At 61.3% G+C, this 15,884-nt stretch carries 15 protein-coding genes; 5 read left to right on the top strand and 10 right to left on the bottom strand.

Annotation, left to right across the window (positions count from 1 at the left end; translation table 11 throughout):
- The first annotated feature begins 129 nt into the window (after positions 1 to 129).
- From hrpA to ACHEXL_RS04475, 4 genes are all read left to right on the top strand, one after another.
- On the top strand, positions 130 to 4,062 hold the full coding sequence (gene hrpA / locus ACHEXL_RS04460) for an ATP-dependent RNA helicase HrpA (RefSeq protein WP_416561306.1): 3,933 nt from the start codon (positions 130 to 132) through the stop codon (positions 4,060 to 4,062).
- A gap of 195 nt (positions 4,063 to 4,257) precedes the next feature.
- Positions 4,258 to 4,611 (top strand): hypothetical protein, encoded by a 354-nt coding sequence (locus ACHEXL_RS04465; protein ID WP_416560821.1) that lies wholly within the window; start codon positions 4,258 to 4,260, stop codon positions 4,609 to 4,611.
- A 40-nt stretch (positions 4,612 to 4,651) separates the two neighbouring features.
- Positions 4,652 to 5,158, top strand: coding sequence for a demethoxyubiquinone hydroxylase family protein (locus ACHEXL_RS04470; RefSeq protein ID WP_416560822.1), 507 nt, complete (start codon positions 4,652 to 4,654; stop codon positions 5,156 to 5,158).
- Positions 5,159 to 5,209: 51 nt separating this feature from the next.
- Entirely contained in the window at positions 5,210 to 5,698 is a 489-nt protein-coding gene (locus ACHEXL_RS04475) for a low molecular weight protein-tyrosine-phosphatase (RefSeq protein ID WP_416560823.1), read from the top strand.
- 118 nt (positions 5,699 to 5,816) lie between these two features.
- On the opposite strand, the gene ACHEXL_RS04480 is transcribed toward ACHEXL_RS04475, so the two are convergent.
- From ACHEXL_RS04480 to pobA, 5 genes are all read right to left on the bottom strand, one after another.
- On the bottom strand, positions 5,817 to 6,368 hold the full coding sequence (locus ACHEXL_RS04480; protein ID WP_416560824.1) for a hypothetical protein: 552 nt from the start codon (positions 6,366 to 6,368) through the stop codon (positions 5,817 to 5,819).
- Positions 6,369 to 6,466: 98 nt separating this feature from the next.
- Positions 6,467 to 7,216 carry a TPM domain-containing protein gene (locus tag ACHEXL_RS04485; RefSeq protein ID WP_416561307.1) on the bottom strand — a complete coding sequence of 250 codons (750 nt, stop codon included), beginning with the start codon at positions 7,214 to 7,216 and terminating at the stop codon, positions 6,467 to 6,469.
- 71 nt (positions 7,217 to 7,287) lie between these two features.
- Complete coding sequence (locus tag ACHEXL_RS04490) at positions 7,288 to 7,935, bottom strand: LemA family protein (RefSeq protein ID WP_416560825.1); 648 nt, start codon at positions 7,933 to 7,935, stop codon at positions 7,288 to 7,290.
- An 88-nt stretch (positions 7,936 to 8,023) separates the two neighbouring features.
- A complete protein-coding gene (locus ACHEXL_RS04495) occupies positions 8,024 to 8,893 on the bottom strand; it encodes a CoA transferase (protein ID WP_416560826.1) in 870 nt (289 codons plus the stop codon).
- A 135-nt stretch (positions 8,894 to 9,028) separates the two neighbouring features.
- On the bottom strand, positions 9,029 to 10,222 hold the full coding sequence (gene pobA, locus ACHEXL_RS04500; protein WP_416560827.1) for a 4-hydroxybenzoate 3-monooxygenase: 1,194 nt from the start codon (positions 10,220 to 10,222) through the stop codon (positions 9,029 to 9,031).
- A gap of 165 nt (positions 10,223 to 10,387) precedes the next feature.
- Here pobA and ACHEXL_RS04505 point away from each other — a divergent pair, with 165 nt between their 5' ends.
- Positions 10,388 to 11,158: an IclR family transcriptional regulator domain-containing protein gene (locus ACHEXL_RS04505; protein WP_416560828.1), complete on the top strand. Its 771-nt coding sequence runs from the start codon at positions 10,388 to 10,390 to the stop codon at positions 11,156 to 11,158.
- A 6-nt stretch (positions 11,159 to 11,164) separates the two neighbouring features.
- Here the strand turns inward: ACHEXL_RS04505 and ACHEXL_RS04510 are convergent, their stop codons facing one another.
- The 5 genes from ACHEXL_RS04510 to ACHEXL_RS04530 form a co-directional block, all read right to left on the bottom strand.
- Positions 11,165 to 11,878: an ABC transporter ATP-binding protein gene (locus tag ACHEXL_RS04510; RefSeq protein ID WP_291928382.1), complete on the bottom strand. Its 714-nt coding sequence runs from the start codon at positions 11,876 to 11,878 to the stop codon at positions 11,165 to 11,167.
- A 1-nt stretch (position 11,879) separates the two neighbouring features.
- Complete coding sequence (locus tag ACHEXL_RS04515; protein WP_416560829.1) at positions 11,880 to 12,647, bottom strand: ABC transporter ATP-binding protein; 768 nt, start codon at positions 12,645 to 12,647, stop codon at positions 11,880 to 11,882.
- Complete coding sequence (locus tag ACHEXL_RS04520; RefSeq protein WP_416560830.1) at positions 12,640 to 13,647, bottom strand: branched-chain amino acid ABC transporter permease; 1,008 nt, start codon at positions 13,645 to 13,647, stop codon at positions 12,640 to 12,642. Before ACHEXL_RS04520 ends, ACHEXL_RS04515 begins: the two co-directional genes overlap by 8 nt.
- Positions 13,648 to 13,660: 13 nt before the next feature.
- The gene (locus ACHEXL_RS04525) at positions 13,661 to 14,524 is read right to left on the bottom strand and encodes a branched-chain amino acid ABC transporter permease (RefSeq protein WP_416560831.1); all 864 of its coding nucleotides are present in this window, start codon (positions 14,522 to 14,524) and stop codon (positions 13,661 to 13,663) included.
- Between the two features lie 139 nt (positions 14,525 to 14,663).
- Positions 14,664 to 15,848, bottom strand: coding sequence for an ABC transporter substrate-binding protein (locus tag ACHEXL_RS04530; protein WP_416560832.1), 1,185 nt, complete (start codon positions 15,846 to 15,848; stop codon positions 14,664 to 14,666).
- Between the last annotated feature and the right edge of the window lie 36 nt (positions 15,849 to 15,884).

Consider the following 15,884-nt stretch of genomic DNA (forward strand, 5'->3'; position numbering starts at 1 on the left):
GGCGTCGGGCTGGGATAATCCCGAGCTGTTCTTGCCTTGATTTTCACAGAAGTTTTCGCCTTGTCTGACACCCCCCTCCAAATCGACTTCCCCGAAGGCCTGCCCGTCTCGGCCCGCCGTGAAGAAATCATGGCCGCCATGGACCAGCACCAGGTCATCATCGTGTGCGGTGAAACCGGCTCGGGCAAGACCACCCAGCTGCCCAAAATTGCGCTGATGCTGGGGCGTGGACGCTTGAACGCCAAGCCCGGAGAGAAGGGCCGCCTGATCGGCCACACCCAGCCCCGGCGCATTGCGGCCAGCTCGGTGGCCAAGCGTATTGCGGAGGAATTGAAGACACCGCTGGGCGAGGTGGTGGGTTTCAAGGTGCGGTTTCAGGACCGTTTGAGCAAAAACGCCTCGGTCAAGCTCATGACCGACGGCATCTTGCTGGCCGAAACCCAGACCGACCCGCTGCTGCAGGCCTACGACACGATCATCATCGACGAGGCGCACGAACGCAGCCTGAACATCGACTTTTTGCTGGGCTACCTGCGACAAATCTTGCCGCGCAGACCGGACCTCAAGATCGTGGTGACTTCGGCCACCATCGATGCCGACCGCTTTGCCAAACACTTTGCATCCCGCAACGGCCCGGCCCCGGTCATCATGGTGTCGGGCCGCACCTTCCCGGTCGAGCAGCGCTACCGCCCGTTTGAGGAGTCGCGTGACTACGGCCTGAACGAGGCCATGGCCGATGCCGTGGACGAACTCTGGCAAGGCGGGGCAGGCGGCGACATCCTGATCTTCTTGCCCGGCGAGCGCGAGATCCGCGAGGCCGCCGACCACCTGCGCAAACACCTGGCGCACCAGCCGCTCACGCGCAACGCCGAAGTGCTGCCGCTGTTTGCCCGCCTGTCACAGGCCGAGCAGGACCGGATTTTTGAAGCGTCCAACGGCCGTCGCATCGTGCTGGCCACCAACGTGGCCGAAACCTCGCTCACGGTGCCCGGCATCCGTTATGTGATCGACGCGGGCACGGCGCGGGTCAAGCGCTACAGCTTGCGCAGCAAGGTTGAGCAGCTGATGGTTGAGCCGATCAGCCAGGCGGCGGCCAACCAGCGTGCGGGCCGCTGCGGCCGCGTGGCCAACGGCATTTGCATCCGCCTGTACGACGAAAAGGACTTTGCAGGCCGCCCGCGCTTCACCGACCCGGAAATTTTGCGCTCGTCTTTGGCAGGCGTGATCTTGCGCATGAAGTCGTTGCACTTGGGCGTGGTGGAAGACTTCCCGTTCATCGAAGCGCCGTCCAAACGCGCCATCACCGACGGCTACCAGCTCTTGGCCGAGCTGGGCGCGGTCGATGACGACAACGAACTCACCCCCATCGGCAAAGAGCTGGCCCGCCTGCCTCTGGACCCCCGCGTGGGCCGCATGATTTTGGAAGCGCGCCACCGCAGCGCGCTCGACGAAGTGCTGGTCATCGCCAGCGCCATGAGCGTGCAAGACGTGCGCGACCGCCCCATGGACGCCCAGGCCCAGGCCGACCAGGCGCACGCCAAGTTCGACGACGACAAGAGCGAATTCACGGGTTATCTCAAACTCTGGAAGTGGATTCATGACGCCCGAGGCGGCCCCAGACCAGGTGCTTCGACCGCCTCTGTCATACCCGCGAACGCGGGTATCCATGCCCCCCATGGACACCCGGTCAAGCCGGGTGTGACAAAGGGGGCGGGCATCCATGCCCCCGCATCCACCCACAAACTCAGCAACCGCCAATACGAGCAGCTGCTGCGCCAGAACTTCATCAACATCCGGCGCGTGCGCGAGTGGCGCGACACGCACACCCAGCTGCTCACCGTGGTGACCGAGCACCAATGGCGCATCAACACGCAGCCCGCCACGTATGAGCAGCTGCACCTGTCCATGCTGGCGGGCCTGCTCGGCAACGTGGGCTACAAGCTCGAAGATGAGGACGCCTATCTGGGCGCACGTGGCATCAAGTTCCACAAACACCCCGGCGCGCACCTCTCCAAAAAGCCGGGCCGCTGGATCGTGGTGGCCGAACTGGTGGAGACCACGCGCCTGTTTGGCCGGGGCATCGCGGCCATCGAGCCGCAGTGGTTGGAGCAAGTGGGCGCGCACCTGCTGCGCAAACAGGTGCTCGACCCGCATTGGGAAAAGAAATCGGCCGAAGTGGTGGCGCTGGAACGCGCCACGCTTTACGGCCTGGTGGTCTACAGCGGGCGGCGCACGGCCTACAGCCGGGTGGACTTGCACGGCGCACGCGACATCTTCATCCGCGAAGCGCTGGTGGGCGACCAGTGGGAGACCAAGCTGCCTTTCCTGGCCGCCAACCACAAGATGATCGCCAAGGTCGAAGAGCTGGAGCACAAGTCGCGCCGTCAAGACGTGTTGGTGGACGACGAACTGATCTACGCCTTTTACGACCAGCAAATCCCGCCCGAAGTCTGCAGCGGCCGTTTGCTCGAAGAGTGGTATCGGCAAGAAAGCGTCAAGCAGCCGCGCCTGCTGATGCTCACCCGCGAAGAGTTGATGCGCCACGAAGCCGCAGGCATCACCACGCAGGCTTTCCCCAAACACATCCGCCTGGGCGGCACCGATTGCCAAGCCACTTATCTGCACGAGCCGGGCGATGCCCGCGATGGCGTCACGGTCACCGTGCCTTTGTTTGTGCTCAACCAAGTGAGCGAAGACCGCTGCGAATGGCTGGTGCCCGGCCTGCTCAAAGACAAAATTCAGGCGCTGCTCAAAAGCCTGCCGCAGCGCCCGCGCAGCCGCTTTGTGCCGCTGCCCGAATCGGCCACGCGCATCGCGGCCGAGTTGTCAGCCCCCGAGCTGTTTGGTGCCGGGTCGCTGACCGACGTGCTGCTCAAAAAAGTGCGCGACGAAACCAGTCTGGACGTCAAACGCACTGACTTCAAACACGACATGCTCAGCCCGCACTTGTTCATGAACCTGCTGGTGGTCGACGAGCACGGCCGCCAGCTGGGCATGGGCCGCAACCTGGGCGCCCTCAAAGGCGAGCTGGGCGCCAAAGCACGGGGTGCTTTCCAGGCGCTGGCGCAGCTCAAAGTCGCTGCCAGCCCATCACCTGCGAACACTCCTCAAAACAAAGCGGATAACTCTCCCGTCATGGCGAGTGAAGCGCGGCCATCCAGCCAACGCGCACCCGCCTCGGCCAAAGCAACCGCAGCCCCCAAGCCCCTGGCCCCCCAGCGCTACACCACCTGGACCTTCGGCGAACTCCCCGAGCTGATGGAAATCAGCAAAGGCGGCCAGACCCTGATCGGCTTCCCGGCGCTGGTGGACATGCAAGACGCCGTGACGATCGAGGTGTTTGACGAGCCCGACGTGGCCGCCAACAAAAACCGCTCAGGCCTGCGCCGCCTGTTTGCGCTGCAGATCAAGGACGCGCTCAAGTACCTGGAAAAAAACATCCCCGATCTGCAAAAAATGGCCGTGGCCTACATGCCGCTGGGCACGGCGGATGAGCTGAAAACCCAGATCATCGACGTGGCGCTGGATCGTGCTTTCTTGCTTGACCCGCTGCCCAACGATGAAATCACCTTCAAGCGCCGCATCGAAGAAGGCCGGGGACGCCTCACCTTGATCGCCAACGAAGTGGCCCGGCTGGCGGGCAGCATCTTGCTGGAGTTTGGCGCGGCCACCCGCAAGATCAAGGACACTAAAAATGCGCCTGATGCGACGGCAGACTGCACCCAGCAACTGCAACGCCTGATGCCCAAAAACTTCATGGCCGCCACCCCGTGGCCGCAGCTGCAGCACTACGCCCGCTACCTCAAGGCCATCACCCTGCGCCTGGACAAATACCGCGCCGACCCCGCCCGCGACGCCCAACGCCTGACCGAGCTGAAGCCGCAAGAGCAACGCTACTGGCGTCTGGTGGCCGAACGCAAAGGCGCACAAGACGCCCGCATGCTGGAGTTCCGCTGGCTACTGGAAGAGCTGCGCGTGAGCTTCTTCGCGCAAGAACTGCGCACCCCGCAGCCGGTGAGCATCAAGCGGCTGGAAAAGGCTTGGGGGCAGTTGAACCATTGAGCTGGCAGCGCAATGGCGTGCGAACGCGTGGCGATGGTCGGCTTTAGCTTGTCATTCTCGTGCTCCCTGGCCATCTGGAGGCTGGCAGAGATTTCGCCCTTTGACCGACTGGAAAGACGATTTGAAAATTTGGCCATCGCGGCACGCGTGCTTCAACAATTCACATTTCCACCAACTGACCACCCAGAGATGTGAATGCACCTTGCCTTGAGCAGGCTATTTCCCAGCAGTAACTGGGGACAAACCATTCTTGAGATGTCTTCTGCCAGACAGGTTGCCATATCCTGCGGACTCAACAACTGGAGTTCCACTATGAAACATCTTGTTCTGGGTTCAGTATTTGTATTTTTTGCAGCCACGGCTTCAGCGCATGGCTGTCCTGGTGAGATGCGAGCCATCGATGCCAAGATGCCCTCGGCGGCATTGCCAGCCGCTGACATGTCCAAAGTGAGAGCCTTGCGCGAAGAAGGTGAAAAATTGCACAAAGAAGGCAAGCACACTGAATCCATGAAAGCGCTGACCGAAGCCAAGAAACTGCTGGGTGTCTGAAACACCGCTGCGGATGACAAAAGGCCTGTCCCACCATCTTGTGCAGGAACTGCGTTCTGACCATGCGGGTGAGACGGGTGCTGTCTACATTTACAAAGGCATTCAAGCTGTTGCGCAGTGGCGCGGCGACCTAGAGCTCATGGCTTTTGCCCAGGCACATGGCGCGACCGAAGCCGACCATTTGGCTGAAGTGGAAAATTGGTTGCCCGCCTCGCAGCGGAGTCGTCTTTTGGGGCCATGGCGTTTGGCTGGATGGCTGACAGGCGCATTGCCAGCCCTGACAGGTCGCCCTGCTGTTTACGCCACGATTGCAGCGGTCGAGACCTTTGTCGATCACCATTACCAGCAGCAAATTGATCATATTCACGCGCACGGCGCCCCTGAGGGCTTGCTGCCGCTGTTGATTCGCTGTCAAGCAGATGAACAGCATCACCGGGATGAGTCTGCGGCCTTGGCTGGCAGCCATCCGGGTTTGTTTTTGCGGATTTGGTGCTGGACTGTCGGCTGGGGTTCTTCAGCGGCTGTGGTTTTGGCCCGACGCATCTGATCTGGGGCGAAAGGCCTGACTCCCACTTGTGCACCCGTAACAAAGACTGCAATGAACCCCGCTGATTTCAAAATTCTGTTTGTTTGCATGGGCAACATCTGTCGAAGTCCAACGGCACAAGCCGTTTTCTCTCAAAAAATGGCCGAGCAAAATCTTCTGCACAAAGTCAAAATCGACTCAGCAGGAACGCATAACTTCCACCCCGACGCGCCACCCGATGAACGCAGCCAGGCTCATGCGCATCAACGAGGTTATGACTTGTCGCATTTGAGGGCCAGGCCCGTTGTTGAGCGTGACTTCGAGGAATTCGATTTGCTGCTGACCATGGATTGGGACAACCGCGCCTTGCTGGAAGAAAGGTGCCCTGCACAGCATCTTCACAAGATTCGGGGATTCGCTGAATTTTTGCAAACAACGCAGGCACCCGTCATACCCGACCCCTACTACGGTGGCAGCCAAGGGTTTGAACACGTATTGGACTTGATCGAAGAAGCCAGCGAAGGCCTGGTCAAATTCGTCAGTCAAAAGACCCAGGCATGAACACCATGAATTCAGGGATCATCGAATTGCGAGATCTGTCAGGGAAGACTGGCACCGGAAGTTAGCAGAAGCTGCAAGAGCAACGCGATTGGCATAGCGTTGCCCCTGCTTGTGATGGTCAGTTCTTCCCAAATTTGGCCTTGGCGGCCGCTACGCAGCTGGCTTTGGCGTCGCCTGCGAGGGCGTCGCATTTTTCGATGGCCACTTTGTAGTCGGCGTCGACTTTTTCGGTGGCCGCGTCTTTCTTGGCTTCACCGATTTCCTTGTTCATTTTGGCGTCGGCCAGGGCTTTTTGCTCGATGGCTTTGGCTTCCTGGCGGCACACGTCTTTGGCGTTGCCAGAGAGGTCGTCGCAGCGCTCCTTGGCGACTTCATAAGCGGCCTTGGCCTTGGCCACCAGAACCTTGGTGCGGTCGGCGGCTTTGCCGGTGTAGCTGTACTCCAGCTCGGCGCGTGCAACTTTTTCCTTGCCTTTGGCCTCTTCCACGCAAATGTCTTTGGCATTGCCTGACTGCGAGCCACAGGCGGCTTTGTCGGCCTTGTAGTCCGCGCTGATGCGCGTTTTGCTGGCCTGGTAGTCGGCTTTGTTCATCGTCTGCGCGTAGGCGGCCGATATGGGCAGCAGACTGGCACAGAGCAGGGCGGCGGTGAGGGTCTTGAGTTTTTGCATGAAGGTTTCCCCTTGAGGTGATGAAGAGAACCCATTAGCACACGGGTGGGCCCATGTGATCAGTGCGTCAACCAACGCAGCGCGATGACACGCTGCGATCACCAGCGGCCCGAAGCGCCGCCGCCGCCAAAGCCGCCGCCCCCGCCTTTGAAGCCGCCACCGGGGCCACCGCGTCCGCCATAGCGGGCCCGCAATAATCCGGCCAAGCCCACCCAGGTGGTCAGCAAGGTGATGCCGCCCGCGATGAGCGCCAATGACAGTACCCCGAGCAGGAACCACGAGACGGCGCCGACGATGGCGGCGGTCATGATCGCGCCGGGGAATCGGCCCAGCACGGCCCGCAACCCAAAGCCCAGCAGGGCACCGGCGGCAATGATCCAGGTGATGTCCATCCACGGCTTGACCGTTGGCGCGGCAGTCGGCGCGGGAAGGGGCTCGCCGTCGATGACACCCATCATGCGTTGCAGCCCGGTGTTGATGCCGCCGAAAAAGTCTTGCTCCCGAAAAGCAGGCGTGATGCTTTCTTCGATGATGCGTTTGCTGGTGGCATCGTTCAGGGCGCCCTCCAGGCCGTAACCCACTTCCATGCGCACGGCGCGATCGTTCTTGGCCACCACAAGAATGGCCCCATCGTCCACCTTGGTGCGGCCCAGCTTCCATTGTTCGGCCACGCGCAGGGCATATTGCTCGATGGTTTCAGGCTGGGTGGTGGGCACCAGCAAGACGGCCAGCTGGCTGCCTTTGCGTGCTTCAAATGCGGTCAGCGTTTGTTCGATCGTGGCTTGCTGAGCAGGCGTGAGCGTGCGGGTTTGGTCGATCACGTGGCCCGTCAAGGGCGGCACCGGCATCTGGGCCTTGCAGACTTGCCCGCCCAGCAAGGCCCCGAAGAGCCAGCTCAAGCAGCGGATGTGCCACAGGCTCACTTGGCATCACCCGGGGCAGTGGCAGAGGGTGTTGCAGGTGTTGCAGGCCCGAAATCGACGGTCGGTGGCCGGGCGATCGCTTGCTCGTTTTCAACCGAGAAGTTGGGTTTTTCTTTGTAGCCCAGTGCCCAAGCTGTCAGGTTGGAGGGGAATGAGTGGACGGTGACGTTGTAGTCCTGCACGGCTTTGATGTAACGATTGCGGGCCACGGTGATGCGGTTTTCTGTGCCTTCGAGTTGGGCTTGCAGATCGATGAAGCCTTGATTGGCTTGCAGTGCGGGGTAGTTTTCTGACACCACTAAGAGCCTGGACAAGGAGCCCGAGAGTTCTCTTTGGGCCTGCTGAAATTTCTGGAACGCTTGCGGGTCGTTGACCAGTTCAGGCGTTGCCTGGATGGCCGTGGCCTTAGACCGCGCTTCCACCACGGCTTGCAAGGTGCTTTGCTCAAAGTCGGCCTGGCCTTTGACGACATTGACCAGGTTGGGAATCAGGTCGGCCCGGCGTTGGTATTGGCTGAGCACTTCGGACCAGCTGGCCTTGACTTGTTCATTGCCTCTTTGGAACTCGTTGTAGCCGCAGCCCGAGAGGCTGAGGACGGCGCTGATCCAAAGAAGTGAGAGCCACCGGTAAAAAGAGATGGTCATGGCGTACCTTGCGTTGGTGGGTGTCGGGCAAGGGTATGGCGCGAAGGCCCGGGGCACTGTGCGCTGCGCCACGCTGCTGATGCAAGCGTTAACTTGGCAACGTCATCAACGGGATGTCTTTGGCTGCGGCCAGTTGGTCGAGTTGGGCACGCGTTTGTCCCGCCAAAAATGTTTCAATCGCTTGCCGCGTGGCGGGTTTGAACAAGTCCTTGACCGGGTGCGTGAGCGCCACACCTGCGGCGTCGCACAGGCGAAGGGCAAAGTGCGGCTCCAGCGCTGCCACGGCCACACGACCGTTTTTGCAGGCGTAGATGCGGTAGCCCGCGTGCGCACCGCCCACCGCACCTTCGGGTGTGGTCATGCGCAGCTGCCGCGGCAGGGCCAGCCAAGCGGCGGCATCTGACAAGGCCACCTCGTGGCGGCTGCCTTGGCCTGTGGACTTGAGGGTGATCAGGGCCTTGAGCGTGGCTTCGCTGGCCATGAGCGCGCCCCCCATGTCCGCAAACAAACTGGGTGGCAACTCCATGCCGTTGACCAAACCGACCTCTGCCTGGTAGGTCAAATCGTGGCCAGGGATTTCGGCCAAAGGGCCGGGGGCTCCAACCACCTCGATCAGGCTGAGCGTAGGGTATTGCTTGTGCAGGCTCTTCCAACCCAAGCCCAGCTTGGTCAGTGCCGATGGCCGAAACGAGGTCAGCAGCACATCGGTCTTGGGCAAGAGCTTGTGCAGCGCTGTTTGGCCTTTTTCTGTCTTGAGGTCCAGTGTTTTGTGCTTCACACCTGTATGCAGCAGCTCGTAGCCGCTGGGCGTGTAGTGCTGCATCGGGTCGCCAGACGGCGGGTTGATCTTGGTGCAAGCGGCGCCCATTTGGGCCAGTCGCATCAGCGCGGCGGGGCCAGGCAGGTTGAGGGCAAGACTCAAGACGCGCGTGCCGCGCAGGGGTTTGGTGGTGCTCATGGTGCCCTGTATTGTAGGAGCGCACCCCTGCCCGGAAATGACAACAGCATCACTGGCGGGAGCGAGCCCCTGCTCGCGAATGTGTGCAAAAGCTCGGTACGCATTCGGCCGCAGGGGCGGCCTCCCACAGAAGATTCACTCGCCAAAATTCAGCGGCAAGCCAACATAGTTTTCGGCCATGGTGCGTGAACCCGCTTCGCTGTGGATCAGGTAGTCCAGCTCCGCGTCCTGGAATTTCTGGCCGATGTCGCCGTTTTCCGGGAAGTGGTGCATCAGGCTGGTGAACCACCAGGAAAAGCGCTCGGCACGCCAGATGCGGCGCAGGCAGCGTTCCGAATACGCGTCAATGCCCGCCTCGGTCTTGTCGGCATAAAACTCGATGATGGCGGTGGACAGGTACTTCACGTCGGTGGCGGCCAGGTTCAGGCCTTTGGCACCTGTGGGTGGCACGATGTGCGCGGCGTCGCCGGCCAGGAACATGCGGCCAAAGCGCATGGGCTCGGTCACAAAGCTGCGCAACGGGGCGATGCTTTTCTCAATGCTGGGGCCGGTCACCAAATGCTCGCGGGCTTCTGGGTCCAGGCGTTTGCGCAACTCGGCCCAAAAAGCGTCGTCAGACCATTGCTCGACCTTGTCGGTCAAGGGCACTTGCAGGTAATAGCGGCTGCGCGTCGCGCTGCGCTGCGAGCACAGGGCAAAGCCGCGGGTGCTGTTGGCGTAGATCAATTCATGGTGCACAGGGGGCGTGTCGGACAACACGCCCAACCAGCCGAAGGGGTAGACCTTTTCAAATTCCTTGATCGCACCTTTGGGGGCGCTGGCGCGGCAGACGCCATGAAAGCCATCGCAGCCCGCGATGAAGTCGCATTCGATGGTGTGCAGTTGGCCATTTTTTTCGTAGGTGACGCGAGGCTTGGCAGTGTCGAACTCGTGCACCTGCACATTCTGCGCTTCGTAGACCGTGGGCAGACCTTCGGCCTGTCGCGTGTCCATCAGGTCGCGGGTGACTTCGGTCTGGCCGTACACCATGACTTTTTTGCCGCCCGTGAGATGGTCCATGTCGATGCGGTGGCGTGCGCCTTTGAACAAGAGGTCAAAGCCTGTGTGCACCAAGCCTTCTTTGTGCATGCGCTGGCCCACGCCTGCCTCGTCCAGCAGGTCCATGGTCACTTGCTCCAGCACACCCGCGCGGATGCGCGAAATCACATAGTCGGGACTTTGGCGCTCGACGATGATGGCGTCAATGCCGGCCTTGAACAGCAATTGGCCGAGCAGCAAGCCGGAGGGGCCTGCGCCAACGATGGCCACTTGGGTGCGGGTGATGTTCATGGGTGTCTCCTGAAATGGGTCGGTGTGAGGTCTGCAAGCTTAGGGGGCAGGCCTCATGACTGAATGAGACCCTGCTTGACTTTGTGCGATTGAAAAAATATTTGTGTGATGATCGCGCAAATATATCCAGCCGCTGGGGCTTGTTTCCACTTGATCAAGGTGCACATGACGATTGCCAAAGCAGATTACATCGAGGGCCTGGCCAAAGGCTTGTCGGTTCTCGAAGCATTTGATACCGAGCGCCAGCGCCTGAATGCCACGCTGGCCGCGCAGCGCACGGGCATCACGCGAGCGGCGGCGCGGCGGCATTTGCTCACGTTGGCCGAGTTGGGTTATTTGGAGACCGATGGCTCGCACTACTGGCTGTCGGCGCGGGTGTTGCGTTTGGCTGGAAGTTACATGGCCACCTCGCGCCTGCCACGCACACTGCAGCCTACGCTCAACCGGCTGGCCGCGCAAACACAGGCGGCTTTCAGTGCGGTTGTGTTGGACGACGACGAGTGCGTGATCGTGGCCCGCAGTGCAGGCGTGGCCGAGCCGGTACGGCACCTGGCCTATGGCTTGCACTTGGGCGCACGTTTGCCCGCACATGCCACGTCCACCGGGCGGGTGTTGCTGGCCAACAAGTCCAAGGCTGACTTCAACGCTTGGTTAAAGGGTCGGGAGCTGGCCCGCATCACGCCGCAAACCGAGGTGAGTGCCGTTCGGTTCAAGGCGCTGATCGAACAGGTGCGGCAGGCGGACCATTGCCTGGCCCGCGATGGCCACGAGCTGGGCATCCATGCGTTGGCGGTGCCGCTGCGCAACATGCAGGGCCAGACCCTGGCTGCGCTGAACGTGGTGGGCACTGCCGAGCAGTTGAGCGACGCCGCTGTGCAGCGCAAGTGGTTGCCTCTGCTGCTGGATGCAGCGCGGGAGTTGCGACCTTTGTTGTGACAGGGCTCAAACGCCCAAATGCTGTTCCAGCACGCTGGGGTCGTCCAGCAGGATTTGCGAGGAGCCTTCGAACACCACTTGCCCCTTGACCAGGATGATGTTGCGGTCGGTGATCTGGGTGACGTGTTTCCAGTTTTTGTCAACGATGATCGAGCTGATGCCGCTGGCCTTGATCAGGCTGCAGATGCGCCAGATGTCGCGGGCGATCAGCGGGGCCAGACCTTCGGTGGCTTCGTCCAGGATGAGCACGTCGGGGTTGGTCATGAGTGCCCGGCCGATGGTGAGCATCTGTTGCTCGCCGCCCGACAGTTGCTGCCCGCCGTGGCCCAGGCGTTCTTTCAGGCGCGGAAAGGTCTCCAGCACCCGCTCGTAGGTCCAGTCGCGTTGGCCTTGGCTACCGGCACGGGCAGCCATTTTGAGGTTCTCCACCACGCTCAGGTTGCCGAAAATGCCCCGGCCTTCGGGCACATAGGCAATGCCCAGCTGCGCCACTTCAAACGTGGGGCGGCCGTTCATGCGCTGGCCCTTGATGTCCACCGTGCCCGAGCGCGGTGGCACGATGCCCATGATGGATTTGAGCAAGGTGCTTTTGCCCATGCCGTTGCGGCCCATGAGGCCGATCGTCTCGCCCCGGCCGACAGAAAAGTTCACGCCGCGCAGGATGTGGCTGGCGCCGTAGTAGGTGTTCAGGTCTTGGGCCTGGATCAACAAATTGCTCATCTCAATGTTCCTCACCCAAGTACGCCGCTTGCACACCCGCATCGGCGCGCACGGCCGCAGGCGTGTCGCTCGCAATCACTTGCCCGTTGACCATCACCGTCAGGTGGTCGGCCAGGGTGAACACGGCGTCCATGTCGTGCTCGACCAGCAAAATCGCGTGGTCTTTTTTGAGGCGCAGCAGCAGCTGCACCATGCGCTCGGCCTCGGCCTGGCCCATGCCGGCCAGCGGTTCATCGAGCAGCAGCACGCGGGGCTCGGTGGCCAGGGTCATGGCGATTTCGAGCTGGCGTTGCTCGCCATGGCTGGTGGCTCCGGCCAGGGCCTGGCGGCGGTCTTGCAGGCCCGCGAGTTCAATGGCGCCTTCGGCCCGCGCGTTGACAGCCTGCATGCGGGCGGCTGTCCGCACCCAACCCAGCGGGTTGAAGGGCGAAGGCTGCACACGCGATTGCGCAGACAAGCGCACGTTATCCCACACGCTGAAGGTGCTGAAAATGTTGGTCTTTTGGTAGCTGCGGCCGAGGCCATGGCGCGAAATTTTCTCGGGGGTCCAACCGGTGATGGACTCTTCGCCCAAGGTGATGCTGCCACTGGTGGGGGGCAGGTCGCCCGAGAGCAGGTTGGTCAGTGTGGACTTGCCCGCGCCGTTGGGGCCAATGACGGCGTGGATGTGGCCGAGCCACAAATCCAGCGACACGTCGTTGACGGCCGCCAGGCCGCCAAAGCGCTTGGTCAAACCACGGGCGGACAGCAAAGCTTGGCGATCAGTCATGGCCCGCCTCCTTGGCTGTTTGGCTGCCGAAAACCCGGTTGATCAGGCCCAAAATGCCTTTGGGTGCAAAGATGATCAAAGCTACGATGAACAAGCCCATCCACATTTGCCAGTGCTTGCCGGTTTTGAAGCTGCCCACATCGGGCAGGTCTTTGAAGACGTGCAGCAAATACTCAAAGCTGAAGGCCCCCACAATGGCGCCCGCGAAATTGCCCATGCCACCCAAAATCACCATCATGATGGCGTGGGCGCTCATGTGAAAGCCCATGAGCTCGGGGTTCACAAACCCGGTTTGTGCGGCCCACAAATAACCCGCCAGGCCCGCCAAGGCCCCGGCCAGCGTGAAGGCGGCGAGCTTGTGGCTGAAGGTGTTGAAGCCCAGGGCCCGCATGCGGTGCTCGTTCACGCGGATGCCCGACAGCGCCCGGCCAAAGGGGCTCCAGAGCAGGCGGCGCAAAAACACATACACCGCGAGCAAACAGCCCAGCGTGAAGTAATAAAACACCCGCTTGTTTTCCAGGTCGATCACGCCTGCATCGGGGCGGAAGTTCAGGAACAAACCGTCCGAGCCGCCCAGGGCCTTGTTGTCAAAGAAGATGTAGAAAATCATCTGCGCGAAAGCCATGGTCACCATGATGAAGTAGATGCCGTGGGTGCGCACCACCAAAAAGCCGATGACCAAAGCCGCCAGGGCAGAGCCGCCGACGGCCAGCGGCAAGCTGCTGAGCAGGCTGATGGGTTCGTTTTGTGGTGTGACAAACGCCAGCACATAACCGGCCAGACCAAAGTAAGCCGCATGGCCCAGTGACACGAGGCCCGTCACGCCTTGCAGCAAATCCAGGCTCATGGCCAGGATGGCCAGGATCATCATGCGCACGACCATGGCCGTGTAGAAGTCGGTCCCCACAAAGGGGAAGGCGGCGAGCGCCAAAAAGCCCAGCAACATCACCAGCTGGATGCTGCGCGGCAGGGTTTCGAGGTGAATTTGGGGCATGCTCATGTGGAACTCTTTTTCATTGCTTGAACAGGCCTTCGGGTTTGTAGAGCAGCACGGCGGCCATCAGCACATACACCAGCATGCCCGAGGCCTGGGGCAGCAGCACCTTGCCAAAAGTGTCGACCAGACCCACCAGCAAAGCAGCGATCAAGGCGCCGCGCACCGAGCCGATGCCGCCAATGACCACCACCACAAAGCACATGATCAAGACCTGTGAGCCCATGTTGGGGTAGACGCTCGACACAGGCGCGGCGATCATACCCGCGATCGAGGCCAGGCCAATGCCCAAAGCAAACACCACCGAGTGGATGAGTTTGATGTTGATGCCCAAGGACTCGGTCATCTCGCGGTTGAATGCACCCGCACGGATCTTCATGCCCAGACGGGTTTTGGAGATCAGCAAATACAAGCCCAAGGCCAGCACCAGGCACACGCCCGACATGAACAGGCGGTACACCGGGTAAGAGAGGTTCTCGGTCAGGGGGATGGACGCGGCCAGCAATTCGGGTACGGGCAGTCCGTGCACATCGTCGCCCCAGATCATGGAGCGCAGCTCTTCAAACACGTAAATCAGGCCAAACGTGAGCAGCACTTGGTCCAAGTGGTCACGGTGGTAGAAGTGGCGAAACAGCAAACGCTCAATGAGCAGACCAAAAGCCACGGACAAGGCCGCGCCCACGATGATGGCCAGCGTGAAGCTGCCCAGCTGCGCGGCCAAGGACCACGCCAGGTAAGCCCCGAGCATGTAAAAGCTGCCGTGCGCCAGGTTAACCACACCCATGATGCCGAAGATCAGCGTCAGGCCAGCGGCCAGCATGAACAGCAGCAGCCCGTACTGGACGCTGTTGAGCAGCTGGATCAAGAAATTCACAAAGTCCATCGGGGATCACACTTGGAATGGAGGAGGATGGCCGAAGCCCGGAGGATGCGCACCATTGAAAACGGCGGACCGAAATCCGCCGTGGCACGGCTGGCAAGCAAAGGTGTTGGGGCAAGCCCCAGCACCCGTCGCCTGCAGTTTACATGCGGCAACCCGCACCAGAATCGGCCAACGCCTTGGCAGCGATGCCGATGACCTTGTTCTCTTTGTTCGAGACTTCGCGCAGATAGATGTCCTGCACCGGGTTATGGGCCTTGCTCATGGTCCACTTGCCGCGTGGGCTGTCGATCACGGCCACTTCCATGGCCTTGATCATCGCGGCCTTTTTGCTGACATCGCCTTGCACCGCGTTGGCGCCTTGCACCAGCAGCAAGCCGGTGTCGTAGCCTTGCACAGCATAGACGTCGGGTTGCATCTTGAAGGTCTTGGCGTAGTTCAGGCGAAACGTCTTGTTGCGGGGGGTCTCGATGCCATCGCCGTAGTGCAGGGCAGTGAGCACACCGTCTGCAGCGGGGCCTGCAGCATCGAGCACGCCTTCGGTCAGGAAGCCTGAGCCGTACAGCGGAATCTTGCCCTTCAGGCCTGCAGCGGCGTAGTCGCGCAGGAACTTGGCTGCGCCACCGCCCGCAAAGAAGCAGGCCACGGCGTCGGGTTTGAGCGCGGCGATTTCGGTCAGCAGTGCCTGGAACTCGACGTTGGGGAAGGGCAGGCCCAGCTCCTTGACGATGGTGCCGCCCGCTTTGGTGTAGCTCTCTTTGAAGCCCTCAAAGGCTTCGTCGCCTGCGGCGTATTTCCAGGTGATCCACACCGCCTTTTTGTGGCCGCGCTTGACCATGGCTTCGCCCAGCGCCATGGTGGGCTGGCTGTTGGAAAAACTGGTGCGGAACACGTTGGGGGCGCACTGGGCGCGGGTGGCGACGTGCACGCCCGCGTTGGGGATCAGGCTGATCACGCCGCTCTCGCGGGCCACGCGGTGGATGCCCATTTGTACGCCCGAGTGCACGGTGCCGATCAGCACATCGACCTTGTCGCGCTGCACCAGTTTGTTGGCGTTTTCAATCGCTTTGGAAGGCTCGGACTCGTCGTCCACCTTGAACCATTCGATCTCGCGGCCACCGAGCTTGCCGCCTTGCTCGTTGATGGCCATGCGCACGCCGTTCTCAATGGCCACGCCCAGCTGGGCAAACGTGCCGGTGTAGGGCAGCATGAAGCCGACGCGGATTTTGCCGGACTGGGCGAGTGCGCTTTGGGGGATCAAGAGGCCGGAGGAGGTGGCGCCCAAGAGAGCAGCGCCTTGGGTCAGAACGGAACGTCGGGATGTCATGTATGGCTCCAATGATGGTCATGAAAGTGGGTGTTT

It is taken from the genome of Limnohabitans sp. YIMB22184 (genome assembly GCF_048020265.1).
Classification (GTDB): Bacteria; Pseudomonadota; Gammaproteobacteria; order Burkholderiales; family Burkholderiaceae_C; genus Limnohabitans_A.

Bases quoted from the DNA above. Each gene is read 5' to 3' on its own strand.
- ACHEXL_RS04505 (WP_416560828.1), top strand. From the start codon at position 10,388: ATGACGATTGCCAAAGCAGATTACATCGAGGGCCTGGCCAAAGGCTTG.
- ACHEXL_RS04495 (WP_416560826.1), bottom strand. From the start codon at position 8,893: ATGAGCACCACCAAACCCCTGCGCGGCACGCGCGTCTTGAGTCTTGCC.
- ACHEXL_RS04525 (WP_416560831.1), bottom strand. From the start codon at position 14,524: ATGGACTTTGTGAATTTCTTGATCCAGCTGCTCAACAGCGTCCAGTAC.
- pobA (WP_416560827.1), bottom strand. From the start codon at position 10,222: ATGAACATCACCCGCACCCAAGTGGCCATCGTTGGCGCAGGCCCCTCC.
- ACHEXL_RS04475 (WP_416560823.1), top strand. From the start codon at position 5,210: ATGAACCCCGCTGATTTCAAAATTCTGTTTGTTTGCATGGGCAACATC.
- ACHEXL_RS04510 (WP_291928382.1), bottom strand. From the start codon at position 11,878: ATGAGCAATTTGTTGATCCAGGCCCAAGACCTGAACACCTACTACGGC.
- ACHEXL_RS04490 (WP_416560825.1), bottom strand. From the start codon at position 7,935: ATGACCATCTCTTTTTACCGGTGGCTCTCACTTCTTTGGATCAGCGCC.
- hrpA (WP_416561306.1), top strand. From the start codon at position 130: ATGGCCGCCATGGACCAGCACCAGGTCATCATCGTGTGCGGTGAAACC.
- ACHEXL_RS04465 (WP_416560821.1), top strand. From the start codon at position 4,258: ATGCACCTTGCCTTGAGCAGGCTATTTCCCAGCAGTAACTGGGGACAA.
- ACHEXL_RS04485 (WP_416561307.1), bottom strand. From the start codon at position 7,216: ATGCCGGTGCCGCCCTTGACGGGCCACGTGATCGACCAAACCCGCACG.
- ACHEXL_RS04530 (WP_416560832.1), bottom strand. From the start codon at position 15,848: ATGACATCCCGACGTTCCGTTCTGACCCAAGGCGCTGCTCTCTTGGGC.
- ACHEXL_RS04480 (WP_416560824.1), bottom strand. From the start codon at position 6,368: ATGCAAAAACTCAAGACCCTCACCGCCGCCCTGCTCTGTGCCAGTCTG.
- ACHEXL_RS04520 (WP_416560830.1), bottom strand. From the start codon at position 13,647: ATGAGCATGCCCCAAATTCACCTCGAAACCCTGCCGCGCAGCATCCAG.
- ACHEXL_RS04515 (WP_416560829.1), bottom strand. From the start codon at position 12,647: ATGACTGATCGCCAAGCTTTGCTGTCCGCCCGTGGTTTGACCAAGCGC.